Below are 25,297 nucleotides of genomic sequence, written 5' to 3'. Positions count from 1 at the left end.
CGTTTTATATATTGATCCATGAAATTTGTCCGTATTGTAGAGCAGTTTATCAACCGTCACCATCTGATTGACAGAGCCGACACTGTTATTGTCGGCCTCAGCGGTGGTGCCGATTCCGTGGCTCTTTTGACAGTACTCTGCAATCTTAATTATAACGTGGTTGCCACTCATTGCAATTTTCATTTGCGCGGCGAAGAAAGTATGCGTGATGAGGCTTTCTGCCGAAAATTATGCTCTGACAGAAATGTGAGGCTACTGGTGCGGAATTTCGATGTTGATTCCCGACGCAGGGAGGCTGGAGAATCTCTGGAGATGGCATGCCGCGCATTGCGATATGACTGGTGGAGGAGCCTGTTAAAAGAAAATGTAGGCTCAGTGATTGCCGTCGGTCATCACCGGGAGGACAATATCGAGACTTTTTTTCTGAACTTATTCCGAGGCAGTTCTCTCACAGGCCTAAAGGGCATGCTTCCTCGCAATGAACTGGTGGTGCGCCCACTGCTGGAATGCAAGAAGAGCGAGATTTTGGCATATCTTCGCGACCACCACTTGAAATATGTAACCGATTCAACCAATGCCGACAATTATTATAAGCGCAATCGGATACGCAACCGCCTGATGCCGCTGATTTCTGATGAATTCCCAGGTGCTATAGATTCGGTAGCGCAAACAATCGGACATCTTGCCGACAATTATGGTCTATACCGGGATTTTTGCCGTAAATTGCGTGATAGGTATGTTGATGCTGACGGAGTGATTGATTTGTCTGCGATTTTGGAGAATGAATCTTATCCGCGGATGGTTCTGTTTGAAATCCTGTCTGATTATGGGTTCAATATGAGTCAGGTTGAAAATATCATTTCCGGATTTGATGGGACAAATGGAGAAACTACATTTGCAGGCAAGACATATCATGGCCGGAGCAGCTCATATTTTCTTGATCGTGGCAAGCTGGTGCCGTTGGACGATCTGAATGACGGACAGAATGAAGTGACAGTAGATCTCAATTGCCATCCTTTTGAAACGCGGAGAATGACTGTGGCTGAATTCACAGTATTGAAGAACGCGCGGATGCTCAGGCCGGAAGCAATGTATGCCGACAGTGGAATAATGCTCGAAGCTCCGGAATTCATTATGCGCGGATGGCGGACCGGAGACCGCATGCGTCCGTTCGGCCTTAAAGGCAGCAAACTGCTGAGCGATCTGTTCAGCAATGCAAAACTGTCGCTTAATGAAAAAAAAGGAGTAAAAGTGATTTTGCGGAACTCTGATATTATCTGGATTCCAGGAGTGAGATGTTCTGCTTTGTTTCCAGTAACCGATAAGACAGAAGAAGTAATAGAAATAACATATAAGCCTTTGCGCAAATAGCTGTTATATGAAAGAATTGTTAATAAAAAATATGGTCTGCCATCACTGCGTCAGGGCTGTCGAGCAGATTCTGCGGGATGTAGGGGCCGAAAATTTTAATGTCGAGCTTGGAAAAGCCACATTGGAGCAGCCTCTGTCAGACGCTGCAATGGATCAGCTGGTGTTGCGTCTGCGCCGTGACGGGTTCGAGCTTATTGCTGATCGTGAATCGGAAATCGTTGAAAAAACCAAACATGCGATTCTCCATCATGTCAGGGAAGAAAAAGAAAAGCAACACAACCTTTCAGAGTGCATTGAGCGGCAACTTGGTATGAGCTATGACACGGTGAGCCGGATTTTTTCGGCCAAAGAGGGCAGGACACTGGAGAAATATCATATAGCGCAGCGCATCGAACGGGTCAAAGAATTGCTTCAGCACGACGAATATACCCTGAGTGAGATCGCATATATGATGGACTATTCAAGTGTGGCCCATCTGTCCCGACAATTTAAGAGTGTCACCGGGCTGACTCCGTCTGAGTATCTTCGCGGGTCCAGGGAGCGCCTTGGGTTGCATGAGATCTGACTGACAGGGAGGAATTTGGTAAATTATTTCGACAATTGTGTAACGCAGACGGCATGAATCGGCAGTATCTTTGTGTTGGAATAACATAAAGATCATAAGCTATGAATTTCAGCCATTTTTTCACATCTCTGATTGCAATAGTCAATGAGATGTCACCTTATATTATATTAGGTTTTATTATCGCAGGCTTCCTTCACGTTTTCATCAGGCCTGACACAATGGGGCGGCATCTTGCCGGCCGTGGAATAAAGCCTGTCATGAAAGCCGCGCTGCTCGGCATACCGTTGCCATTGTGCTCCTGCGGTGTTCTTCCTACAGCAGTCTCTTTACGCAGACAGGGTGCGTCAAAGGGCGCGACAACATCATTCCTTATAGCGACACCTCAGACCGGAGTCGACAGCATTGCAGCGACTTATTCGCTTCTGGGGTTGCCGTTTGCCATCCTTCGTCCAGTCGGAGCTTTGGCCGGTGCTCTTTTAGGTGGCGTCGCCGTAGGCAGGTTAGACAGTGACAGTCAATCCGGATCTAAAACCGCATGTCACTCAACTGCGGGCGGCCATGAGCATTCTGATGCAGGCTTTGTAAAAAAGATTATTGAGGCTGTCCGCTACGGACTTGTCGACATGGTAGGCAGTGTAGGCAAATGGCTGGTAATAGGTCTGATTGTCGCAGCTTTGATCACCGTGCTTGTGCCGGATGAACTGTTCTTGGGGCTCAGTCAGTATCCTTTGCTTGCCATGCTGGTCATGGTTGTGGTGTCAGTGCCAATGTATATATGTGCCACCGGCTCAATTCCTATCGCTTTGTCTCTTATAGCCAAAGGTCTGACACCCGGAGTCGGTTTTGTGCTTCTGATGGCCGGGCCGGCAGCCAATTTCGCATCCATGATAATTCTGTCAAAGACAATCGGGCGTAAAAGCACATATATATATGTCGGCTCGGTGGTTTTAACAGCCATTCTTTTCGGACTTGCGATTGATTATCTGCTTCCACGCGAGTGGTTCATGCCTTCTGTGTCGCATCTGTCACCTCATTGCCACCATACTTTCGGAATATTTGAAAGCATGTGCAGCCTGTTGCTGTTGTGTCTGCTTGTTTATTCAGGAATCAGACTGCACAATTGCAAAATAGACCATCAGCATAATCTTAACACAAATGCAAGTAATATGAAACAAGTTTATATCATTGAAGGAATGTCTTGCAGTCACTGTCAGGCATCTGTAAAGAAAGCTATCTTAAATCTTAAGGGCGTTCAGTCTGTAACCGTGGATCTCGGTTCGGGAGAGGCAGTGGTTGAAGGCGATGTTGACGCCAACACTGTCCGCGAGGCGATCTATGAGGCCGGATTTTCGGTTAAAGAGTAAACAGCCGGACTGAAAAAGCAATTCGCGGGTGCCTGATATTTGACCGGGCATCCGCGAATTTGTCTGTAAAATAGTTTCTTGTCATCGGCTTCGGATTACAGCCGGGAATTTGTCCGTCGGATATCAATCTTCTTCGGAAAGTCTGTTGCGGTCAATGGATGCGGCAATCTGCTTGTTGGCCTTTACGCCTAACTTTTGAAGATTCTGCGCCCTGGTGACAAGGTTTCCTGTTCCGCAGCTTAATTTTGTCATAGCATCGTCAAAAGCCTTTCTGGTTGATCCGAGGGCTTTTTCTATTTTCTCCATGTCTTTGGTGAAATCCGCGAATTTGTCGTACATCTTGCCTGCCTCCTCAGCGATGGTGATGGCATTGCGCGTATGGCGGTCGCGACTCCATAACTGCGCTATGAGTTTCAGGCCGGAAACAAGATGTGTCGGTGATACGATCAGCACATTTTTGTCATAAGCTTCCTGCCAGAGTGTAGGTTCAAGACGCATGGCGGCGATATAGGCCGGTTCCGTGGGAATGAACATCATGACGAAGTCGAGTTTTGCATCACCCACATAATCCTGATAACGTTTTCTGGCGAGTTCGTCAATATGTTTCCGTACGGAACGTACATGCTTCACTGAGGCAATCTGCCGGCTTTCATCATCAGTGGCATTGGCATAGTCTACAAATGCGGTGAGCGATACTTTGGAATCAATCACTACAAAGCGTTTGTCTGGATAACGGACAACAACGTCCGGACGCAGTAGCGTACCGTCTTCATTCCGCAGAGTGTTCCCGGTCTCATCAGTACTTGCCTGGATGAAATATTCGACATTTTTCTGCAATCCTGATTTTTCGAGTATGGATTCGAGCACCATTTCACCCCAGTCACCTTGCACTTTGCTGTCACCGCGAAGGGCTTCTGACAGTTCCTGAGCCTGTCGGGAGATAGACTGGTTGAGACTTACCAGATCTTTTATGCGTTCAGAAAGTGAAAAGCGCTCACGGGCTTCATTGTTGTATGTCTCTGTGACTGTCTTGCGGAATTCTTCAATGTTGGAGTGAAGAGGCTGGAGAATTTCACGCAGTTTCTCCTCATTCTGCGTTTTCAGATCTGTGGTATTCTGTCTGAGAATGTCGTTGGCGAGATTTTTAAATCTGTTTTCAAAAATCTGTTCCTGCTCGGCCCTGTTTTTTTCGGTTTCAGCTTTTTCTGCCAGCAGCATTTCTATACGAGCGCTCAAGGCCGAATTCTCTTCCTTGACAACGGTTGTTTTGGCGACGGCTTCGTCAAGCCTGCACATGAGCCCCTCATTTGCTGCTTTAAGATCTGTCAGTGTGGTGTTAAGAGACTCAATCCGGGATGAAGACTCGATTTTAATTTTCTCACACTCCAGTCTTAAGGCCATGTTTCCCTGCTCGCACATTCTGGATTCCTGCTCTAAACGGCGAGAAACAAGCGCAAAATAGACTGCGGCTCCACCAGCGATGAAGACCAGCAATACAAGAATTATGATTGTCATGATTTCAGTTCAACACTAAATTCCCAAGAGCGCGGTTCGATGTTGATGCAAACGAATAAGCCCGCGCAAACTGACGGATTTTTGCAAGAGTCTCGTTTTTTGGACAAGGGGAGATTTCTGCTGAGAAGATGAGATTAGAGTAACGGTTGGAGGAGTAGAATTTTTATCCATAGGCATGTACCTTTTGTGATCGTGCAATATTGAAGTGAGTTATTAGTCCAACGCTTTTGCGGGACTATTTATTGTTGACCGGACCTAATAATTCATGATTGTCAGATACGGATTGAATATTTTTTTGCATGAGGCTTGGAGTATTCACAAATTTCACTACCTTTGCTGTGACCACATTTCTGAGGTCGCTAATATACATGAATCACTATTTATGGATCTTGTCGTAATCAATGAATCCGAGCCTCGATGCCTTGCCTTTTATCTGGCTGAAGAGGAATATCTTGCAAGAAAATATCCTGACAGAGATTTCTTTTTTGCATGGCAGGTGAAGCCCACCGTTATCATAGGGCGCAACCAGCAGATGGCAAAAGAAGTCAATGTTGACTTCTGCCGGAATGCCGGAGTAGAAATTGTCCGCCGCAAAAGCGGTGGGGGTGCTGTAGTCGCCGATATGAATAACATAATGTTTTCGTATATCACATCGTCAGACGATGTTTGTGGCACCTTCGGGAAATACACTTCTATGGTTGTGGCCTCTCTCAGGATGCTGGGTCTTGACGCGTCAGACAACAGCCGCAATGACATACTTATCGGTGACCAGAAAGTGTCCGGAAATTCATATTATCATATTCCCGGCAGAAGCATAGTGCATGGCACGATGCTGTATGACTATGATCCGGTTCTCATGGGAAATGCTCTTACTCCGTCTCACAAGAAACTGTCGTCTCATGGGGTGAAATCAACACGTAGCCGTGTGACTACCATAAAAGAGAAGTTGCCCGAACTTTCAATCTCAGATTTCCTTGATCATATATTGCGTACAGTTCCAATGGGTGGAAATGTGCTGACTCTTACCGCAGATGATCTGAAAGAGATTGAAAAAATAGAGCAGGAATATTATGCCGAATCATGGCTGAGAGGCAAAAATCCCAAAGGATCGCTTCAGGTAAGTGAACGTATTGACGGAGTGGGAGAAATATGCATTGACCTTTCTGTTTCTCACGGCCTGATTTCTGATTTCGAAATGACCGGAGATTATCTTGAGAACACCGATGCATCAACGGTATTGAAAAATCTGCTTGTCGGGTGCCCGTTCGATCGGGAGGCGGTTTTAAAATTGCTTGACACAATCGAAATCCGGGATATTATTCCCGCATTGACATCCAGACAGATTGTTAACCTTATATTCTGAAAAACCTAATCAAAACATTGTTTAAAATGGAAGATCTTAAAAAGACATGTCTACATGACCGGCATGTTGCTCTCGGAGCACAAATGAGTCCTTTCGGCGGATTCGACATGCCGATCCAGTATAAAGGAATTATCGAAGAGCACAACGCCGTGCGAGAAGCGTGTGGAGTGTTTGATGTCTCCCATATGGGCGAAGTGTTTGTCACAGGTCTGCAAGCCGAAAAATTTGTCAATTATATTTTTACAAATGATGTGGCCGGGCTGCCTGACGGCGGCATATTATATGGCATGATGATGAATCATGACGGTGGTGTTGTCGATGATCTGCTCGTGTATAAGCGTGGAGAGAATAATTTCCTGCTGGTGATCAATGCTTCAAACATTGACAAGGATGTTGATTGGATCAAATTGCAGTCCGCCTCATTTGATGTTACAGTTGACAATGTCAGCGAAAATTATGGCGAACTTGCAGTACAGGGGCCGGATGCGGAATCTGTAATGGAAGAAGTGCTCGGCATTCACTGTAAGGAACTTGTGTTCTATACCTTTCTTGAATCGGAATATGACGGCAAACATATGATTGTGAGCCGCACCGGTTATACCGGTGAAGACGGATTTGAGATCTATGCCGATCATGACACGATTGTCAGACTGTGGGATATTCTCATGGAGTCCGGTAAGGCGGCACCTTGCGGGCTTGGCTGTCGTGATACCCTGCGCTTTGAAGTCGGTTTGCCTCTTTACGGTGATGAACTGGCTGATGACATAACTCCGGTCGAAGCCTGTCTTTCTATGTTTGTAAAGCTCGACAAGCCCGAATTCATAGGTCGTGATGTGGTAGCCCGTCAGAAAGCTGAAGGTGCTCCGCGTAAGCTGGTCGGACTGGAGATTCTTGACCGTGCTATTGCCCGCCACGGGTGCGAGGTGCTCAATGACAAAGACGATGTCATAGGCTATGTTACCACCGGTTACCGCGGCATTTCCGTGGATAAGAGCATTGCGGCAGCCCTAATAGCCACCCCGTATGCTGTTAAAGACAGTGAACTTAAAGTGCGTGTGCGCCGCAAGACATTCCCAGCTCGCGTGACAGCAAAGAAGTTCTATAAAAAATCATACAAGAAATAATTAATAACTATTCTTAATAATCACATATTCTAAAACAACCACAATCATGAGCAAGACATATTATTCTCCCACACACGAATATATTACAGTTGACGGCAATATTGGCTATATCGGCATCAGCGACTACGCGCAGCATGCGCTTGGCAATGTAGTTTATGTCGATATGCCCGACGAGGGTGACGAGATTGAAGCCGGAGAAGATTTCGGAGCTGTTGAAAGTGTCAAGGCTGCCAGTGACCTTATTGCTCCTGTCAGCGGCGAAGTACTTGAAGCAAATGAAAGACTTGCCGACAATCCACGTCTGATCAACGAAGATGCGATGGCCAACTGGATTATCAAAGTTGAACTTACCGATTTGTCACAGTTGGATAGCCTGATGGACGAAGAGGCATACAAAGCTCACTGCGAAGCTGAAAAATAAAACTATGGGACACCGATATTTTCCACATACATCAGCTGACATCGCCGAAATGCTCAAGCGTTGCGGCATGGAGGGTCTGGAAGATCTATACAGCGATGTGCCTGATTCGCTTAAGCTGAAGCGTGGTTATGATCTGAAACCTCAGATGAGCGAAAAAGAGGTGCGTGACTTTTTTGAAGGACTGGCCATTAAAAACCAGCCTTTGACCTGCTTCGCAGGAGCCGGATTCTACGACCACTATTCTCCCGCTGTGATTCAATCGATCCTCTCTCGGTCGGAATTCCTGACTGCCTATACTCCATATCAGCCGGAAATCTCACAGGGCACGTTGCAATATATTTTCGAATATCAGTCAATGATGACCCAACTGACCGGCATGGAGGTATCGAACGCATCAATGTATGACGGCACTACTGCAGTCGCCGAGGCTATGCTTATGGCGGTGGCTCATGCCCGCAAACGGAACCGGGTACTTGTTTCGGCTACAGTCAACCCGATATATCGCGAGGTGATCGATACTTATGCGCATTATCATGGCGTGACTGTCGATACAATTCCGGAAAAAGATGGCGTGACTGATATTGCCGTCATGGAGGAGATGCTGAATGCTGGAGATGTAGCCGGAGTGATCGTAGCCACACCGAATTACTATGGTATTCTGGAAGACTATACCGGATTTGCCGATAAGGTTCATGCAGCCAAGGCTCTTCTGATAATGACTGCTCCGGCTTCTGTCTTGGGCGTGATCCGTACACCCAGAGAATGGGGTGCTGACATTGCGGCCGGCGAGGCCCAGTCATTAGGCATGCCGTTGAATTTCGGAGGCCCGTATTTAGGATACATGTGTTGTTCTAAAGCTCTCATCCGCAAACTGCCGGGTCGAATAGTAGGAGCGACGACTGATGCCGACGGAAGGCGGGTATTTGTGCTTACACTCCAGGCTCGCGAGCAGCATATCAGACGCGATAAGGCAACTTCCAACATCTGCTCCAATCAGGGATTGATGGCTCTTTATGCCGCAGTCTACCTGTCACTGATGGGCGCTAAAGGGCTGCGTGAGGTAAATGAAATTTCAGCCGCAGGCGCTCACTATCTTGCAAAGAAGCTTGTTGAAACCGGAGCGTTTGAACTGAAGTATCCAGACAAACCGTTCCTCAATGAATTTACGGTTAAATTCAAAGGGGAGGTCAAATTGATTGATTTTATGGAGGTTTGCACTTCATGTGGCTGTCTGCCTGGCGTGATGCTTGCTGATGATGAACTTCTGGTATGCGTAACTGAGACACGTACCCGTGAAGAGATCGACCGCTATATCTGGCGCGCCGAGACGTTCTCAAAAGCGACTCTGCCTTCATTTGCTGAAAATAGGAATATAAATGACTGAAATGACGTTCCACTGCTATGAATAAAAAATATTACGGCAAGCTTATTTTTGAGCTCTCTCGTCCGGGACGTCAGGGCTATTATCTGTCAAAAAACGGATGTGACGATGCTTTAGCCTCTCTGCCGGCGAATCTTCTTAGAGAAAACGCGCCTGAACTTCCTGAAGTAGACGAACCGAGTGTTGTCAGACATTACAACAACATGTCGACCAACAACTTTGGTGTCGACACCGGTTTTTATCCGCTTGGATCATGCACTATGAAGTATAATCCAAAGATCAATGAGGAGATGGCATCACTGCCCGCATTCAGTGCTCTTCATCCTTTCCAGCCGTCGGCTACCGTTCAGGGTGCGCTTGAAGCTTATTATGAACTCCAGAAGATGTTGAGTGAAATTGGCGGCATGGCTGAATTTACATTGAATCCCTATGCCGGCGCTCACGGTGAACTCACCGGCCTGATGGTTATCCGTGCCTATCATGAAAGCCGCGGAGATCTGAAAAGGACTAAAGTGATTGTGCCTGATTCGGCTCATGGCACCAATCCGGCATCAGCGGCTGTAGCCGGCCTGAAAGTTGTAGAAGTCAAAAGCCTTGCAGACGGCACGGTTGATGTCGATGCTCTGCACGCTCTTCTTGACGATACTGTGGCCGCTGTTATGATGACCAATCCGAATACAGTTGGCATTTTCGAACATAATATTCCGGAGATTGCAAAGATTGTGCATGAATGTGGCGCTCTGTTGTATTATGACGGAGCCAACCTCAACCCATTGCTTGGAGTGGCCCGCCCAGGAGATATGGGCTTTGATGTTATGCACATAAATCTCCACAAAACATTCTCAACTCCCCACGGAGGCGGTGGCCCAGGCGCAGGGCCTGTCGGCGTAAGAGCCGGCCTGGAACAGTTCCTCCCGAATCCGCGTGTGGTCAGACGTCAGCCTGGAGGAGATGCGCTGTTCGAACTTGATTTCGGAACAGAGAAGGGTCCGCATGCGCTTGGCCGCATTTCGGCTTGGCTCGGCAATTTTGCTGTAGAGCTCAGGGCTTTGGCATATATACTTTCACTGGGAGCCGATGGGCTGAAAATGGCAGGCCCGCTTGCGACACTCAATGCAAACTACGTCAAGGAATGCCTGCGAGATCTGTATCTGCTGCCGATCGACCGTGTCTGCAAACACGAATTCGTGTTTGACGGGTTGGCCGACAAATCGACAGGAGTGACTACTCTTAATGTCGCCAAGCGCTTACTCGATTATGGCTTCCATGCTCCGACAATCTATTTCCCGCTGCTCTACCATGAATCACTTATGATCGAGCCGACAGAGACCGAAAGCAAAGAGACGCTGGATGAATTTGTCGGTGTGATGCGGGAGATAGCCCGTGAAGCAGCAGAAGATCCTGAAACGGTTAAAGCGGCACCGTTGGAAACCCCGATTCGCAAACCGGATGACACGGCTGCGGCTCTGAATCCGGTAGTGACTTATGCTGAACTCTGACTGCGCTATGGAAAATTTTGATTTGATCGTAATAGGGGCAGGCCCCGGCGGCTATGAAGCAGCCGCCGAGGCAGCCGCCCTTGGCCGTAGGGTAGCAGTGATTGAGCGAGACGAGCTTGGAGGAACTTGCCTTAACCGCGGTTGTATCCCGACGAAGGCCCTGTGTCGTTCGGCCGAAGTAGCCATGACAGTAGGCAATTCATCAGAATTCGGCATATCAGCCGGAGAGCCGGTGATTGATCTGCCACGCATCATGGCTCGCAAAGACGAGATCCTTGCAGGTCTCAGAGAAAGTGTAGGGATGGTGCTTAATGATGTAACGGTGATCCGTGGAGAAGCGAAATTCATATGCGCCTCGACTGTAGAGGTGAATGGAGAATGCTATACCGCCCATGAGATTATTGTAGCTACCGGTTCACGTCCGGTAATGCTTGATATCCCAGGCAAAGAACTCGCTTTGTCAAGTGACGAAATTTTGTCCATCCAGACACTCCCGTCAAGCCTTATTATAATAGGTGGAGGAGTCATAGGGATGGAATTCGCTTCAATATTTTCAGCATTTGGTGTCAAAGTGACGGTGCTGGAATATTGCAAGGAAATATTACCTCCGTTTGATGTCGAGATAGCCAAACGCCTAAGGACATCTCTTAAGCGAAGAGGAATTGAGATTGTGACCTCCGCACAGGTTACGGCTATCAATCCGGGCCTGACAGTGGAATACGAAGTCAAAGGCAAATCAAAGACTGCTGAAGCTGAACAGGTATTGATGGCCGTAGGCCGTAGACCTGTTGTGCCCGAAGGCCTTGATGGAATAGGTGTCAGATTCGAACGTGGCGCAATAGCTGTTGATGACAATATGAAAGTGTTGTTTGACGGATCGGCACCTGAAAATGTGACACTCTATGCCATCGGTGATGTCAACGGCCGCTGCATGCTCGCCCATGCTGCATATATGCACGGACTTGTCGCTTTGGGGAAGGCGAAACTGACCGATATAATACCTGCGGCAGTATTTACCTGGCCTGAATGTGCGATGGTAGGACTCACTGAAGAACAGTGTGCCGCCGCCGGTCGTCAGATTAAGATCGGCAAGGCAATGTTCCGGTCAAACGGCAAGGCATTGGCTATGGGTGAGCCGGACGGACTGGTTAAAATAATTGCAGACTCAGAAACTGACGAACTTCTTGGCTGTCATATCTGTGGAGCGCACGCCGCCGATCTGGTGCAGGAAGTCGCTACTGCAATGACTGCCGGACTAAAAGCCTCGGCGATCTCTACAGCCGTGCATGCACATCCGACTCTGACTGAAGTGGTCAAAGCCGCAGTGCCAAAATAAAAATCTATGGTTAATCAATAATTGTCACTCTTGATCCGGGGGGAAGAGTTTATCCTCCCGGTCAAGATGATAATCTTTTGACAGGAGGGCAAGGAAACGGCTTATCTGAGTTATGGCCTGGCGGGTCTCGGCAGTCACTTCTTTGCTTTGGAGCCTGAGCATAAGCATTCCGTAAAGAGCATTGAAACAAGTCTCAATTTCTCCGGTCGGTTTTTCGCCGGATTTGGCTCTCAGTTCAACGATGTATGGAAGTGTTTTGTAGAATTCAGCCGTATATTCCGGGAAACGAGGATCTTTCAGAAGGGCGAGATGAAGGTCGGTCAGCTGTATGATCACATTCTTGTTGAGCTGAAGATGTCCGCTTTTCTCAACATTCTCACGGCGCATCATGTCAATCAGCGACTCATACCATTCAATCATTTCTTTCTTTTGGGCCGGGTCAAGCTGAAACTTGTCAATGACATTTTTTTCGATCTTCTCAATGTCAAGGCCATTGGCACGGATAATATCTTCGATCTGCCACATATACAACAGATATTCCGCTATGTTTTCTTTATGTTTCTGAGATGCGATATACATACTGATGATTATTTGTGTCTGCAAAATTAACACATTACGGCCTAATTTGTCATGCCCCGGAAATAATATTTTGTAAATTTGCACCTCGAACAATTACAAATCCGACAGGCAGACAATGATTACTACCGACAAACTCTCATGTAATATCTTAGCGGATCTTTTTGTGGCTCATGGCATTAAGGATGTGGTGCTTTCTCCCGGAAGCCGTAATTCGCCTTTAATTGTCGCCATTGTCCGCAGAAACGAGTTGAGACATCACGTAGTCATTGACGAGCGCTCGGCTGCGTTCATAGCCTTGGGAATGGCAATCGAGAGCGGATGTCCGGTAGCCTTGGTGTGTACAAGCGGGACAGCCTTGCTGAATTATGCACCAGCGGTGGCCGAAGCCTTCTACAGAGGAGTGCCGCTAATCGTTATTTCAGCAGACAGGCCGGAAGAATGGATTGACCAGGATGATTCGCAGACTTTGTGGCAGCAAAACGCTCTTGCTCCCTATGTCAAACGCAGTTGCGATCTTGGCGCCCATCTTGAATTTGAGAACGGCGAATGGGTGTGTAACCGTCTGATCAATGATGCGCTGATCGAGGCAGTCAGCGGGCGCAAAGGACCGGTGCATATTAATGTCAGACTTGATGCGCCACTGAACAGGACGGCCGAATTCAAGGCTGGAGATAGCCGTGTGATCCGTCAGCTTACTCCGCCATTCGAACTGGCGACTCCGGAGGCACGCAGGCTGGGGGAGAAGCTTGCCTCTCCGAAAAGAGTGTTGATCATTATCGGTTTCCATCAACCGGACGAACGCCTCAACCGGGCTTTGATGAAACTTTCCGCGTTGCCGAATGTTGTTGTGATGACTGAGTCGATAGCCAATCTCCATTCACCATCGTTCATCTCCAGGATAGACATGACGCTGAGAATTTTGTCGGCTAACGATTGGAAAAAACTTCAGCCGGACGTGGTGATAACGGCTGGAGGTGCACTCGTGTCACGACATGTCAAAGAGTGGATCCGCTCAATGGACAAAGGAGTGGAACACTGGCACGTTGGTCTGTCACACGTCACCGTTGACTGTTTCAAGCATCTTTCATTGCGCATAGAGATGGAAGCTGCCGTTTTTCTGCGCCAATTAGCATCTGCATTGCAGATTTACAAAACTCCGTGCGACTATTCTTCCGAATGGCATGAAATCTACAGACAGGCAACAGCTTCTCACAATGAATATGTAAGAAATGCCCCCTGGTGTGATCTATCGGCGTTCTCGCATATAGTATCCCACATCCCTCGTCATTGGAATCTTCATCTTTCAAACGGCACGGCGGTCCGCTATGCACAACTGATGGATTGTTCGCGTCTGCATCGGAGTGAATGCAACCGTGGGGTGAGCGGGATAGACGGATGTACATCCACGGCGCTCGGAGCCTCAGTGATCTACCGTGGGGTGACTCTGCTGATCAGCGGTGATATGAGTTTCCAATACGATATCGCCGCTCTGTCATCGTTTTTGATCTCTCCGAAATTCAAGATGATTGTATTGTGCAATGGCGGCGGCGGTATATTCCGGTTCATTTCCTCAACCTCAGATTTGCCGGAGATGGAAGAATTTCTGGCTGTCGGAACGCGCTTGCCGCTGAAAGACCTTGCTGCTGGATATGGCTTTGCTTTTTTTGATGCCTCTTCGTCAACAGAACTGGAGAAGGCGCTCGCTGCATTTGTAGCGGAAAATAGGAAGCCGGCCCTTCTGGCAGTCAATACCCCGCCGGAACTTTCCGCCAATGTTCTCAAACAATATTTTGAGCGGCCTTAAGCGCATCTGGTTTTCCGATATCAATCCAATTATAGGACTCATCGGGCATAAAGCCGCAAATCCTGAGATCTTTGCATAATGATGTGTAGAATGGTGTGATCGAGAATTTTGGGTCATTACTGAATTTTGCCAGAAACGGGAATACCGAAGGATTGACAATATGGACTCCACCGAAGGCGAGATTCCGGCATCCGGCAATTTCTTCCGAATTCCACGGACTTCGGATTTCACCGGACCTGATGTCTGTCCATCCTTTCATCTGCATGGAATTATCGAAAAGCAGATAACGGGATGTCTGTCTGTCAGCCACAAGCAAAGTCACATCTGCCTGAGAAGACTGATGATGGGCTATCATTTCCTTAAGATTGAAATCAGTCAGTATATCGGCGTTATGAAGCAGTATCTGGCTATCTGTTCCAAGCAGACCCTTGGCTTTAAGCAAGCCTCCGCCGGTATCAAGAAGAGCATCGCGTTCGTCGCTGACGGATATGTCAAGTCCGAAATTGTCATTGCTCTTAAGGTAATCAATTATCTTGTCGGCATAATGATGAACGTTGACAACGATCTGTCTGATGTCTGAGTCCTTGAGTTTCAGGATAACTCTTTTCAGCATAGGCTCGCCTCCGACCTCAACAAGCGCTTTCGGCATTGTCTGCGTGATCGTGCCAAGACGTGTACCAAGCCCGGCTGCAAAAATGAAGGCTTTCATAATGTGCAATCTATATTTTGCTCACGGTGTGTGAGGCGGACGTTGACATGCGGGAATTTTGTCTTTATATGTTCAGCCATATGCTGGGCTCCATAGACACTACGGTGCTGGCCGCCGGTACAGCCGAAATTTACCGCCAGAGAGGTGAACCCGCGACGGTCGTAACATTCCACTGACGGATCCACCAAGCCATAACAGTTTTCCATGAATGTCTGTATTTCACCCTTTGATTCAAGAAAGTCAATCACCGGTTTCTCAAGACCCGTTCTGCTCTTATACTCCTCATATCTGCCCGGATTTTCCATGCCGCGGCAATCAAACACGAATCCACCTCCGTTGCCGGAATAATCTTTCGGGATGCCTTTTTTATAGGAAAAGCTGCTTACATGGACTGTCAGTAAGCTCGGACGAACCTCCTCCGTAATCGAATCGATTGACTCTTGTTCAAGCATGGCGGCCAATATCTCAGTCAGGTAAGGATAGGAGTCATTCCCTGTTGCAAGTAGATTCTGAAGATTGGCCAGTGCAAGCGGGATGCTTTTCAGAAAATGAGGCTTGCGTTCGAATTTTCCACGAAAGCCGTAAGCACCAAGCACCTGCAGGTTGCGCAGCAGTTCATATTCGTGAAGACGCTCCCGGAAAAGTCCGCTGTCAATTCCGCTCACATAGCGTGATGCGGATTGGAGGTATGTCTCAATCAGCTCTTCCTTGACTTCGGGAGTGAATGCCGCACGGGCCTGAGAGATGAAAGAGACAAGATCATACTCTACAGGTCCTTTCCGGCCGCCCTGGAAGTCGATGAAGTACGGAGCTCCGTCTTTGATCATGACGTTGCGGCTTTGGAAGTCGCGATACATGAATGTCGGCTTCCCTGAATGGGCCAGACGTGTTGCCATCAGTCTGAACTCTGATTCAAGGCGTCTTTCATCGTAAGGCACACCGGTTGTGTTCAGGAAACAATATTTGAAGTAGTTCAGATCCCACAGGATGGCCTGACTGTCAAATGCCGCTACCGGATAACAATTGTTGAAATCCATTCCTTCAGCCCCTTTGTATTGGAAATCCGGCAATATGGCAATTGTTTGCTTTAATAAGGGTATATCTTCGCGCATTTCAAATAGGGAACTGTCACCAAGATCCTCCTGGATATAACACAGTCTGTCATCTGACACTGCAATGACCTTTGGTACCGGCAGCCCTTTTGTGGAGAAGTGGGCGGACAGATATATGAACGCATTGTTTTCAATGGCAGATGTTCCAATGACTCCAACAACAGTACGTGGGCCGGAGATGCGGAAATACTGGCGGTTGCTGCCGGCTTTGGTAAGAGGACGGATTTTGTAATGGTCTACACCGAATGTCTGTGCATATAATGTTGAGAGCATATTTTAACTCTTGTTTTTAAACAACTTCTAAACAATTTCTGAGATTTTGACTCCTGGATAGGAGACCGTTCCCAAATTCGATATTAAGCAACTGCGATGAGTGGCTTATCAGCTGCAAAATTAGTCAAAATATCCAATTTGCTCTTTCATTCGGCTGCCCTTTTGCGTATATTTATAAAAATACCTAACTTTGAAAATATTTTGATAATTCAATATGTCAGTTCTCACAAATAATCTCAGCCGTCAGATCAAATCACTTGATGAGCGGAAACACCGTCGGCGCGAGCAGGCCTTCAAAGCAGAAGGTTCCAAATGCGTACTCGACACACTTCCGTTTTTTAACGTGCGTCATCTGTTTGCTACCAAAGACTGGCTGGCTGCAAACAGGCGTGACTGCAGAGAGCTTTCTGGTTCGGTTATAGTAGAATGTGCCGGATCAGAAATTGCAAAAATGTCAAGCCTTGTCACTCCGACAGAGGTAATTGCGGTTTATGATATTCCAGAGTCGCATCTGGGGAATGGAATCGCGCAGAAAAATCTTGTCCTTGCTCTTGACGGCATACAGGATCCCGGAAATCTCGGTACTATCATACGTGTTTCCGACTGGTTCGGCATACGCGACATATTATGCGGGACAGGGACTGTTGACTGTTACAGTCCGAAAGTGATACAGGCTACAATGGGGTCGATATCAAGGGTCAGACTTCATTATGGCGATCTCACTGAAATGATCGTGGCAAGTGGCGCTATGCGTGTATATGGCACATTTCTGAACGGTGACAGCATCAGCGATGCCAAGCTGACAGATACAGGAGTCATTGTCATAGGGAATGAAGGCAACGGAATTTCGGCTGAGGTGGAAAAATCTGTTACAGACCGCCTGTTGATACCATCATATCCGGAAGGCGAGCCGACAGGAGAATCTCTGAATGCGGCTATAGCCACAGCCATCACTCTGGCTAAGTTTAGAGGAATTTGAAAATCTGACACTAAAACATCAGGGGCTTGTCACTGGCCTCTTAAGCAATAGTTTATAATTGATGAAAGGTAATAAGACAGCGTGGTTCTGCACAAGTTGTGGCGCCGAATCGTCAAAATGGCAGGGAAAATGTCCGGCTTGCGGCGAATGGAACACTATGGTAGAGGAGCGGATAGTGTCAGATGACAAAAAATCGCGATCACTCACTCCTGTCAGGCTGAAACAGACAAGAACAAAGCCTCAGCTGATTCATGAGATAGAAACCAGCGATGAGGCCCGCATCAAAATGCCGAGTGGAGAGCTTAACCGTGTTCTCGGCGGCGGTCTGGTGCCCGGAAGCCTCGTGCTTATAGGTGGAGAGCCGGGAATAGGGAAATCCACGCTTGTACTTCAGAACATACTTTCGATACGCTCCAGAAAAGTCTTATATATTTCCGGTGAGGAAAGTGCAAAACAGTTAAAAATGCGGGCAGACCGTATAGGCCGTCCGAATGACAATGTATATATAGTCTGTGAGACTTCTCTTGAGAATATAAAGGATCACATTGAAGATGTTGATCCAGGACTTGTGGTGGTCGATTCGATACAAACAATAGCCTCTGACGCTATAGAGTCAGTAGCCGGAAGTGTCTCTCAGGTAAGGGAATGTGCCGCCCAACTGCTGAAATACGCAAAAGAAACTTCCGTTCCGGTATTGCTGATAGGGCATATAACCAAGGAAGGCAGCATTGCAGGCCCGAAAGTGCTTGAGCACATTGTCGATGCTGTGCTACAGTTCGAAGGAGACCGCCAGAATATATACCGAATTCTGAGGTCCATTAAAAACCGTTTCGGATCTACAGCCGAGTTAGGCGTCTATGAGATGTGTCAGCGAGGACTCAGAGAAGTATCCAACCCCTCGGAAATGTTCCTTTCGCAGAATGACGAGGAACTCTCCGGAATATCTATCGGGGTGACGATGGAAGGTGTCAGAGCATTTCTTATCGAGGTGCAGGCATTGGTCAGTACTGCGGCCTACGGCACTCCGCAGCGCTCGGTGACAGGCTTCGACTCCAAACGCATGAATATGCTCTTGGCTGTGCTTGAAAAACGGGTCGGGTTCAAGCTTGCGGCAAAGGATGTCTTTCTCAATATTGCAGGTGGTCTGAAAGTCAACGATCCATCGCTGGATCTCGCTGTCATCTGTGCGATTCTTTCTTCCAATGTAGATATAACCATCCCGAACCGTATCTGTATGGCTGGCGAAGTCGGGCTGTCCGGAGAAGTTCGTCCGGTCAGCCGCATCGAACAGCGAATACGCGAAGCTGAAAAACTTGGGATGGAAACGATTATAATTCCACGCAATAATCTCAAAGGCATCGACACTTCAGGACTTGGCATCAGGATTGTTGAAGTGGCAAAGGTAGAGGAGGCTTTCAGAACTCTCTTTGCATAAACAAATCAAGAAAGAGCATGTTATGCTATTAAAGCGTTACAACTATATCCATATGAAAATGACAAATTTAAGATGTATATTTTTTAGTTTATCCGCTGTTGCCGGTGCTTCATTTGTTTCAGCCCAGACGGTGGAGCATATCAAATATGGAGATTTCTCCAACTGGGTTACCCGCCACATACACGAATCGGCTGTGATAGGCGGACATGACAAGACTATATATGAGATAGGCCCGACACAGACAATCGAGGGCAACAAACCCTATTCAAATCTTGGCGGCTCGCCGTGGGCCACGAGCAATGTCTATGCTAAAGTGTCAGGCGTTGTCAAAACTTCTAATGCGGTTTATCCTGCGGATCGTTCGGCTAAAAACAAATGCGCGAAACTCTGCACTCAGATCGAGAAAGTGAAAGTGCTCGGTCTGATCAACATGGATGTTATGGTTGCCGGCTCGATGTTTCTTGGTAAAATGTTTGAACCGGTTACATCAACAAAAAATCCATATTCGAAAATGGAAATGGGCATACCGTTTTCCAAACAGCCTAAATCACTGGTCTTTGACTATAAAGTAGACATGCCGAATGTCAACTATCGTGTAAAGTCTACAGGATTCAGCTCAAAAAAGCAACTTCCGGGACATGACAATGCCGTGGTATTTGTGTTTCTTCAGCGCCGTTGGGAAGATTCAGACGGCAATATCCATGCAAAACGGGTGGCAACAGGAGGAGAACATTTCTCAAAGACTGCTTCCTGGACAAACGGGCATCGTCTTCAGCTGACCTATGGAGATTTAAGTTCAAAAGGTCCCGTGCCTGATTATCTGCAACTGCGTAGCGGCGATGACCGCTATTATGCCCGTAACTCAAAGGGGAAAATGGTCCCGGTCACTGAAGAAGGATGGGATTCCGCCAATGCGACCCCGACACATATCATAGTCATGTTTTCTGCCGGTAGCGGAGAACCCTATGTCGGCACTGAGGGGCTGACATTATATGTGGATAATGTCGGTTTTGGATATTGAGCATCGATATGTTCCGGTTTAAAGAATTTTCGATCGATGATTCTGAATGTGCGATGAAAGTCGGCACTGACGGAGTGCTTCTTGGAAGCTGGGCTGATGTCGAAGGCGCAATGAATATCGTTGACGCCGGATGTGGCTCCGGTCTGATCTCCCTGATGATGGCCCAGCGCGCTCCACAAGCGAGAATCTATGGAGTGGATATTGACAGAGATGCTGTTAAGTGCTGCCAGTCCAACGTGGATTCTTCACAGTGGAAAAATAGGATCGAAGTTTTTCAAAACGACATAACATCTTTTTTCCCTGACAAAGCCTCGTCACCGTTACTGATTGTGTCGAACCCCCCGTTTTTCAATGAACCATTGAGATCTCCTGATACTATCAGAGCGCTTGCAAGGCATGGAGAAGAATTCGGGATAGAATCGCTGCTAAGCCTTGGAGCACAGCATCTTGTGATGCCTGGAGACTCGATGGCTTTCATTTCGCCTTATGGCAGAAAAGATGAGATTGAATGGCTTCTTTCATGTAATCGCCTTGCATCCCGACGGATGACGTCAGTGTTTTCGAAAAGAGGCAAAAAGGCATTGCGAATCTTATGGCAGGTCATGCCGGAAAGATATATGAACACACGGTGTGTTACTGAAAATCTATATATCCGCAATGAGGACAATGAATATTCAACTGCTTATAAGCTTCTGACATATCCTTTTTATCTTGATAAATAAACTAAAATCGTTTTACATTATGCTGCCACAACTTCGGTTCAAACCGGCTGAACGTTTCCTGCTATTTTTCATCGTGCTTGCGGCCTGTGCCTTGGCTGGATCTCTGATAGTTGGGTTTGTGGTTCATAACGGGCCTACTACAAAAGCTCTAAGACTGGCCACTGTCATCCAGGACTGTATCATATTCATCCTCCCGTCTTTGATGACCGCAGTATTGATTTCCTCGTTGCCGGCAAATTTCCTGAAAATTGAGTCAGCACCTTCCATAAAGCTATTGATATTGGCCGTGACAGCTATGCTGGTTTCAATTCCGCTGATGAACTGGATCGTTATGATGAATGACAGTCTTGTGTTACCCGAAAGTCTTTCCGGATTAGAGAGTTGGATGCGGCTTCACGAAAATGAAGCCCGTGCCTCAGTGAAAATGCTTCTGGGTGATGGCTCTGTAAGTTCATTGATCATTGACTTGCTTATAGTCGGAATATTGGCAGGATTAAGCGAAGAAATTTTATTTAGAGGAACTTTGCAACAGTTATTTTTGTCATCAAGACTTAACATACATCTGTCGATCTGGATTACAGCGATCATATTCAGTGCCATCCATATGCAGTTTTTCGGTTTTGTTCCGCGACTATTGCTTGGAGCCTATTTCGGCTATCTGTTGTGGTGGAGCCGGTCTTTGTGGTTGCCGGTTATAATACATGCCTTTAACAACTCAATAGTGGTCTATTCCACATGGAAGTCCGGTGAAATCTCAGAGGGTGGGGGAGACAGCTCGATTGATCAATGGGGGCTTGATTCGCCGATGCTCATATTGGCTTCGGCAATATTGACCGTCTTCATTATATTCCGTTTGCATAGAGAGCAGAAGTCTGCGGTCATCCAGAGAGTTAAATAGTGCTAAATTAACTTCATCGAATTGATTGATGTCGAAATAAATATTAATTTTGACAATAAATAATTGTAGAAATTATCTTAACCTAACTTACTGAAATACTCCACTCGTCGGTAAATGGCTCTTATTCCCAATTGCCGACGAAAATTTTTGTAAGTTAAGTAATTCAAACAAACACAGATGGCAAGAAAGAAGAAAGATCTGCCGCTTTTAAGCGGTGTTGAAATACTGGATGTGGCGGCGGAAGGCAATTCCATCGCGCGGGTTGACGAAATGGTTGTGTTCATACCGTTCGGTGCTCCCGGAGATATCGCTGATGTGAAGATTGACCGTAAAAAGCGTAGTTATGCGGAGGGACATATCGAACGTCTGACACAGCCCTCTCCAATACGAGTCGAGGCAAAATGCGAACACTTCACTCTATGCGGAGGGTGCCGATGGCAGCATCTGCCATATGAATTCCAGCTCAAATGCAAGCAAAAGCAGGTTGAGGACGCTCTTCAGCGCATAGCCAAGATTCCATATCCGGAACTGACTCCTATTTTGGGATCAGAAGAAATCTGGGAATACCGGAATAAAATGGAGTACACATTCTCAAACAAAAAGTGGCTCACATTCGATCAATTGCGTTCAGGAGAGGAGTTCCCGGAGCGCCGGGCAGCAGGATTCCATATATCAGGCGCCTTCGACAAGGTATTGGATATAAACAAATGTCATCTGCAGGATGATCTCGGTAACCGGTTGAGACTTTTTGTCAAGAAATTTGGCATGGACAATGACTATTCCTTCTATGACCTAAGGGAGCAGCATGGCCTGTTACGTACGTTGATGATACGTATTGCATCTACCGGAGAAGTAATGGCTGTAATGGTATTCGGCGAAAACGATGAAGAAAAAATCGGGACATTGCTATCAGCTGTAGCCGCTGAGTTCCCGGAAATCACATCGCTGCTCTATGTCGTCAACACAAAAGTCAATGACACGATCTCAGATCAGGCCATTCACCTTTATCGCGGTAAGGAATATATTGAAGAGGAGATGGAGGGTCTTAGATTCAGAGTAGGCCCCAAGTCATTCTATCAGACAAATTCACGGCAGGCCTACAGGCTTTACAGCGTGGCCCGTGATTTCGCCAAACTGACCGGAAACGAGCTGGTCTATGACCTTTATACCGGAACCGGTACAATTGCCTGCTTTGTTGCCCGCAATGCCAGGCATGTAGTCGGTATCGAATATGTCCCTGAGGCCATTGACGATGCTAAAATAAATGCCGGCATCAACGGGTTGGACAATACGGAATTCTATGCCGGCGATATGAAAAATGTATTGACATCAGACTTCATAGCTGAACACGGACATCCTGATGTGATGATTGTCGATCCTCCAAGAGCCGGCATGCACGATGATGTGGTCAAAGTAATTTTGGAAGCCGAGCCAAAGCGGATAGTCTATGTCAGCTGCAATCCGGCTACCCAAGCCCGTGATCTGGCATTGCTCCATGAGAAGTATGATATTGAGGCAGTACAGCCGGTAGACATGTTCCCGCACACCCAGCATGTGGAGAATGTAGCCGCACTTACATTAAGGAATCAATGACGTATACAGTAAAAGAGCGCCCGCTGCATCACGCAGTGGAGCGCTCGAAATTATAATCATCAATTCTAATTATCGGTATTCGTTTTCTCAAACTCATCTTCTGAAAATCTGATCGGGCTCACGTTATGCCCGATTCTGGATTGTATATCAGGAGGTGATAACTGCCAATTGATTTGGAATAAGGGAAATAGCGGTAATTTTAAATTCAGAAAAGGATAAGAAATGGTTGTGTCTTCAAATGACTCAGCAGAAATGCATGTTTGGTTGTTGTTTCATGTATATGTATTTGAGAAGTCTTAATTCTGTTAACGTTCAGGAGTTATTTTTCGTTTTCGATGCAAATTTAATATGATAATAGCTCATATACAAGCAACTTAACAAAAGAGCATAGCATTTAACCAACACCGGGCTTAGAATGCGTGAAAATGATGTTTATTTGCTAAAAATAGTGTTAACAGGATTTGAATTTTGGATTTCTTGCATAATTGAAGCGATTTGTCTACCTTTGTCGTGGTTGATATATGGTTGTATTATTTTAAAATTTTCTGTCGGAACCAATGTCTTCAATCAAGACAAATATAATCCTTAATGGCCTTAATACTATTACCGGAATTGTTTTTCCTGTCATTACTTTTCCATATGCGGCAAGAGTGCTGCTGCCGGAAGGGATAGGGACTGTTAACTTTTTGAACTCAATAATATTATATATAATTCTATTTTCAACCCTCGGAATTCCGGCATATGCCGTCAGGGAAGTGGCAAAACACCGCGACAATAAGTCCTTACGAGATAAATTTGTGGTTGAAATTCTGTCGTTGAGCCTTATGCTGTGCATGTGCGCTTATGTGGCTGTATTCTTAATGGCGAGATTCATACCTCAGATTCATAGCAACCAGACGCTATTTTATATACTCAGTCTGTCGATATTTTTCACCTCCATCGGATCGGAATGGTTCTATCAGGGCATTGAAGATTTTAAATTTATAACCATACGTGCAATCGCTATCAGAACCTTGGCGGCATTGTCGCTGTTTGCCTTTGTCAGATCATCATCCGATCTGATAGCTTACGGTTTTGTTATGGTCGGTACAACTGTCGGCAACTATATCGCAAACTTTATTCATCTTAGAAAATATATATCAGTCAAAGACATCGAGTTTAAAGATTTGCAGATTATCAGCCATCTTCGCCCGGCGCTAAAAATCTTTGCTTTATATCTGATCACAAGCCTATACTTACTGCTGAACTCAGTCATGCTCGGATTCATTAGCGGAGACGAAGCTGTAGGCTTTTTTACTGCCGGAAATAAAATATCCAATATCTGTCTCACTCTGATCACATCATTGGGTACAGTGCTATTGCCGCGTTGCTCCCACCTTATAAAATCCGGTGATATGGAAAGTTTTTCATCGGTCATAAACAAGTCTCTCAATCTGACAATGACTCTCGCATTGCCGATTACTGTCGGGCTTATGCTGCTTGCCGGCCCAATAACTATGATATTCTGCGGGCCCGAATTTTCAGAGTCTATACCCGTGCTGTATATCTCAGCACCGATAATCGTATTTATCAGCCTTACCAACCTGATGGGAATTCAGATACTTTATCCGATGGATAAAGTCAAACTTCTGATTATTGGGGCCAGTGGAGGGGCGATTATGAATATTTGTCTCAATATCATACTCATGCCGCCGTTGGGGGCTAAAGGTGCGGCAATCGCCACATTTGCCGCTGAATTGTCTATACTGGTTATTCAGATAGTGTTAGGACGGTTATATTATCCGTTCAAAATCTCAGAGCTGATTAAATGGAAAGTGATAACAGCCACCACGGTTATGGGCATTGCAATATATCTCAGCCAGACATTCCCGATGTCAGATCTCGGACGATTGATTATAGGATTTAGTGTTGGAATCACCGTGTATGGTGTGACATTATGGATACTTAAAGATCAGATGCTTTTTGAAATAATAGATTTAATCAAAAGCAAAATCTCAGGTCATTGATATGAACGAGAGTTTTTATAGTTAGACCTTTAATTCCACACATATCAAGAAAAAGTCTGGAGTCTTGAAATGAATCAGAAATAAATATATGCCCATAATCACTATTATGTAAAATTGTTTTACGCGTTTTTTTTGATCTTGAGCAGGATGCTTAAATTGAGCCGTTTTTACTCCTCTCCTTTTTCATTCTGCCTTTGCAACGATTAATAAGAACAACAGCCGCTACG

Annotated in this window: 21 protein-coding genes; 17 read left to right on the top strand and 4 right to left on the bottom strand. The window is 46.4% G+C overall.

The genetic code is table 11. The features are described from left to right. The first annotated feature begins 18 nt into the window (after positions 1-18). The 3 genes from tilS (at position 19) to FDZ78_RS14100 (ending at position 3,300) form a co-directional block, all read left to right on the top strand. Entirely contained in the window at positions 19-1,371 is a 1,353-nt protein-coding gene (gene tilS / locus FDZ78_RS14110) for a tRNA lysidine(34) synthetase TilS (protein ID WP_123398902.1), read from the top strand. A 7-nt stretch (positions 1,372-1,378) separates the two neighbouring features. Continuing rightward, complete coding sequence (locus FDZ78_RS14105; protein ID WP_107031403.1) at positions 1,379-1,936, top strand: AraC family transcriptional regulator; 558 nt, start codon at positions 1,379-1,381, stop codon at positions 1,934-1,936. 101 nt (positions 1,937-2,037) lie between these two features. Then, positions 2,038-3,300: an SO_0444 family Cu/Zn efflux transporter gene (locus FDZ78_RS14100; protein WP_124075613.1), complete on the top strand. Its 1,263-nt coding sequence runs from the start codon at positions 2,038-2,040 to the stop codon at positions 3,298-3,300. Positions 3,301-3,423: 123 nt separating this feature from the next. On the opposite strand, the gene FDZ78_RS14095 is transcribed toward FDZ78_RS14100, so the two are convergent. Next, on the bottom strand, positions 3,424-4,815 hold the full coding sequence (locus tag FDZ78_RS14095; protein WP_124075612.1) for a DNA recombination protein RmuC: 1,392 nt from the start codon (positions 4,813-4,815) through the stop codon (positions 3,424-3,426). A gap of 382 nt (positions 4,816-5,197) precedes the next feature. On the opposite strand from FDZ78_RS14095, the gene FDZ78_RS14090 reads away from it, so the two are divergent. The 6 genes from FDZ78_RS14090 to lpdA are packed head-to-tail and all read left to right on the top strand — an operon-like array spanning position 5,198 to position 11,939. Continuing rightward, positions 5,198-6,178, top strand: coding sequence for a lipoate--protein ligase (locus FDZ78_RS14090; protein ID WP_160630806.1), 981 nt, complete (start codon positions 5,198-5,200; stop codon positions 6,176-6,178). Positions 6,179-6,204: 26 nt separating this feature from the next. Further along, a complete protein-coding gene (gene gcvT, locus FDZ78_RS14085) occupies positions 6,205-7,302 on the top strand; it encodes a glycine cleavage system aminomethyltransferase GcvT (protein WP_124075610.1) in 1,098 nt (365 codons plus the stop codon). A gap of 46 nt (positions 7,303-7,348) precedes the next feature. Beyond that, positions 7,349-7,723 carry a glycine cleavage system protein GcvH gene (gene gcvH, locus FDZ78_RS14080; protein WP_124075609.1) on the top strand — a complete coding sequence of 125 codons (375 nt, stop codon included), beginning with the start codon at positions 7,349-7,351 and terminating at the stop codon, positions 7,721-7,723. 4 nt (positions 7,724-7,727) lie between these two features. Beyond that, a complete protein-coding gene (gene gcvPA / locus FDZ78_RS14075) occupies positions 7,728-9,107 on the top strand; it encodes an aminomethyl-transferring glycine dehydrogenase subunit GcvPA (RefSeq protein WP_124075608.1) in 1,380 nt (459 codons plus the stop codon). A gap of 17 nt (positions 9,108-9,124) precedes the next feature. Further along, positions 9,125-10,603: an aminomethyl-transferring glycine dehydrogenase subunit GcvPB gene (gcvPB, locus tag FDZ78_RS14070; RefSeq protein WP_124075607.1), complete on the top strand. Its 1,479-nt coding sequence runs from the start codon at positions 9,125-9,127 to the stop codon at positions 10,601-10,603. Positions 10,604-10,610: 7 nt separating this feature from the next. Beyond that, positions 10,611-11,939: a dihydrolipoyl dehydrogenase gene (gene lpdA, locus FDZ78_RS14065; RefSeq protein WP_124075606.1), complete on the top strand. Its 1,329-nt coding sequence runs from the start codon at positions 10,611-10,613 to the stop codon at positions 11,937-11,939. A gap of 24 nt (positions 11,940-11,963) precedes the next feature. Here the strand turns inward: lpdA and FDZ78_RS14060 are convergent, their stop codons facing one another. Further along, positions 11,964-12,518: a DUF4924 family protein gene (locus FDZ78_RS14060; protein WP_124075605.1), complete on the bottom strand. Its 555-nt coding sequence runs from the start codon at positions 12,516-12,518 to the stop codon at positions 11,964-11,966. A gap of 115 nt (positions 12,519-12,633) precedes the next feature. Between FDZ78_RS14060 and menD the strand changes: the two genes are divergently transcribed. Then, on the top strand, positions 12,634-14,322 hold the full coding sequence (gene menD, locus FDZ78_RS14055; RefSeq protein ID WP_124075604.1) for a 2-succinyl-5-enolpyruvyl-6-hydroxy-3-cyclohexene-1-carboxylic-acid synthase: 1,689 nt from the start codon (positions 12,634-12,636) through the stop codon (positions 14,320-14,322). On the opposite strand, the gene FDZ78_RS14050 is transcribed toward menD, so the two are convergent. Continuing rightward, positions 14,297-15,031 (bottom strand): nucleotidyltransferase family protein, encoded by a 735-nt coding sequence (locus FDZ78_RS14050; RefSeq protein ID WP_124075603.1) that lies wholly within the window; start codon positions 15,029-15,031, stop codon positions 14,297-14,299. The two genes, menD and FDZ78_RS14050, sit on opposite strands and share 26 nt — an antisense overlap. Then, positions 15,028-16,416 carry an RNase adapter RapZ gene (locus FDZ78_RS14045; protein ID WP_124075602.1) on the bottom strand — a complete coding sequence of 463 codons (1,389 nt, stop codon included), beginning with the start codon at positions 16,414-16,416 and terminating at the stop codon, positions 15,028-15,030. The genes FDZ78_RS14050 and FDZ78_RS14045 overlap by 4 nt, the downstream gene beginning before the upstream one ends. Positions 16,417-16,630: 214 nt before the next feature. Between FDZ78_RS14045 and FDZ78_RS14040 the strand changes: the two genes are divergently transcribed. The 7 genes from FDZ78_RS14040 (at position 16,631) to FDZ78_RS14010 (ending at position 25,070) form a co-directional block, all read left to right on the top strand. Beyond that, positions 16,631-17,395, top strand: coding sequence for an RNA methyltransferase (locus FDZ78_RS14040; RefSeq protein ID WP_123399860.1), 765 nt, complete (start codon positions 16,631-16,633; stop codon positions 17,393-17,395). 61 nt (positions 17,396-17,456) lie between these two features. Continuing rightward, a complete protein-coding gene (gene radA / locus FDZ78_RS14035) occupies positions 17,457-18,830 on the top strand; it encodes a DNA repair protein RadA (RefSeq protein WP_136408809.1) in 1,374 nt (457 codons plus the stop codon). Positions 18,831-18,960: 130 nt separating this feature from the next. Further along, complete coding sequence (locus tag FDZ78_RS14030) at positions 18,961-19,851, top strand: PCMD domain-containing protein (protein WP_240740295.1); 891 nt, start codon at positions 18,961-18,963, stop codon at positions 19,849-19,851. 8 nt (positions 19,852-19,859) lie between these two features. Beyond that, positions 19,860-20,573 (top strand): tRNA1(Val) (adenine(37)-N6)-methyltransferase, encoded by a 714-nt coding sequence (locus tag FDZ78_RS14025; RefSeq protein WP_136408807.1) that lies wholly within the window; start codon positions 19,860-19,862, stop codon positions 20,571-20,573. A 19-nt stretch (positions 20,574-20,592) separates the two neighbouring features. After that, on the top strand, positions 20,593-21,471 hold the full coding sequence (locus FDZ78_RS14020) for a CPBP family intramembrane glutamic endopeptidase (protein WP_136408806.1): 879 nt from the start codon (positions 20,593-20,595) through the stop codon (positions 21,469-21,471). A gap of 177 nt (positions 21,472-21,648) precedes the next feature. After that, positions 21,649-23,064, top strand: coding sequence for a 23S rRNA (uracil(1939)-C(5))-methyltransferase RlmD (rlmD, locus tag FDZ78_RS14015; protein WP_107031421.1), 1,416 nt, complete (start codon positions 21,649-21,651; stop codon positions 23,062-23,064). 557 nt (positions 23,065-23,621) lie between these two features. Continuing rightward, complete coding sequence (locus FDZ78_RS14010; protein WP_124075599.1) at positions 23,622-25,070, top strand: flippase; 1,449 nt, start codon at positions 23,622-23,624, stop codon at positions 25,068-25,070. The last annotated feature ends 227 nt before the right edge of the window (positions 25,071-25,297 follow it).

This window comes from Duncaniella sp. B8 (assembly GCF_005304985.1).
Taxonomy (GTDB): domain Bacteria; phylum Bacteroidota; class Bacteroidia; order Bacteroidales; family Muribaculaceae; genus Duncaniella; species Duncaniella muris.
The sequence above is the reverse complement of the archived record's forward strand: the minus strand, read 5'-3'. Positions and strand labels throughout refer to the sequence as shown.

Coding starts and splice junctions, on each gene's coding strand:
- FDZ78_RS14050 (WP_124075603.1), bottom strand. CDS start 15,031: ATGAAAGCCTTCATTTTTGCAGCCGGGCTTGGTACACGTCTTGGCACG.
- FDZ78_RS14060 (WP_124075605.1), bottom strand. CDS start 12,518: ATGTATATCGCATCTCAGAAACATAAAGAAAACATAGCGGAATATCTG.
- FDZ78_RS14105 (WP_107031403.1), top strand. CDS start 1,379: ATGAAAGAATTGTTAATAAAAAATATGGTCTGCCATCACTGCGTCAGG.
- FDZ78_RS14010 (WP_124075599.1), top strand. CDS start 23,622: ATGTCTTCAATCAAGACAAATATAATCCTTAATGGCCTTAATACTATT.
- FDZ78_RS14020 (WP_136408806.1), top strand. CDS start 20,593: ATGCTGCCACAACTTCGGTTCAAACCGGCTGAACGTTTCCTGCTATTT.
- gcvPB (WP_124075607.1), top strand. CDS start 9,125: ATGAATAAAAAATATTACGGCAAGCTTATTTTTGAGCTCTCTCGTCCG.
- gcvH (WP_124075609.1), top strand. CDS start 7,349: ATGAGCAAGACATATTATTCTCCCACACACGAATATATTACAGTTGAC.
- FDZ78_RS14045 (WP_124075602.1), bottom strand. CDS start 16,416: ATGCTCTCAACATTATATGCACAGACATTCGGTGTAGACCATTACAAA.
- gcvPA (WP_124075608.1), top strand. CDS start 7,728: ATGGGACACCGATATTTTCCACATACATCAGCTGACATCGCCGAAATG.
- FDZ78_RS14040 (WP_123399860.1), top strand. CDS start 16,631: ATGTCAGTTCTCACAAATAATCTCAGCCGTCAGATCAAATCACTTGAT.
- FDZ78_RS14095 (WP_124075612.1), bottom strand. CDS start 4,815: ATGACAATCATAATTCTTGTATTGCTGGTCTTCATCGCTGGTGGAGCC.
- FDZ78_RS14025 (WP_136408807.1), top strand. CDS start 19,860: ATGTTCCGGTTTAAAGAATTTTCGATCGATGATTCTGAATGTGCGATG.
- gcvT (WP_124075610.1), top strand. CDS start 6,205: ATGGAAGATCTTAAAAAGACATGTCTACATGACCGGCATGTTGCTCTC.
- menD (WP_124075604.1), top strand. CDS start 12,634: ATGATTACTACCGACAAACTCTCATGTAATATCTTAGCGGATCTTTTT.
- FDZ78_RS14090 (WP_160630806.1), top strand. CDS start 5,198: ATGGATCTTGTCGTAATCAATGAATCCGAGCCTCGATGCCTTGCCTTT.
- tilS (WP_123398902.1), top strand. CDS start 19: ATGAAATTTGTCCGTATTGTAGAGCAGTTTATCAACCGTCACCATCTG.
- radA (WP_136408809.1), top strand. CDS start 17,457: ATGAAAGGTAATAAGACAGCGTGGTTCTGCACAAGTTGTGGCGCCGAA.
- rlmD (WP_107031421.1), top strand. CDS start 21,649: ATGGCAAGAAAGAAGAAAGATCTGCCGCTTTTAAGCGGTGTTGAAATA.
- FDZ78_RS14100 (WP_124075613.1), top strand. CDS start 2,038: ATGAATTTCAGCCATTTTTTCACATCTCTGATTGCAATAGTCAATGAG.
- lpdA (WP_124075606.1), top strand. CDS start 10,611: ATGGAAAATTTTGATTTGATCGTAATAGGGGCAGGCCCCGGCGGCTAT.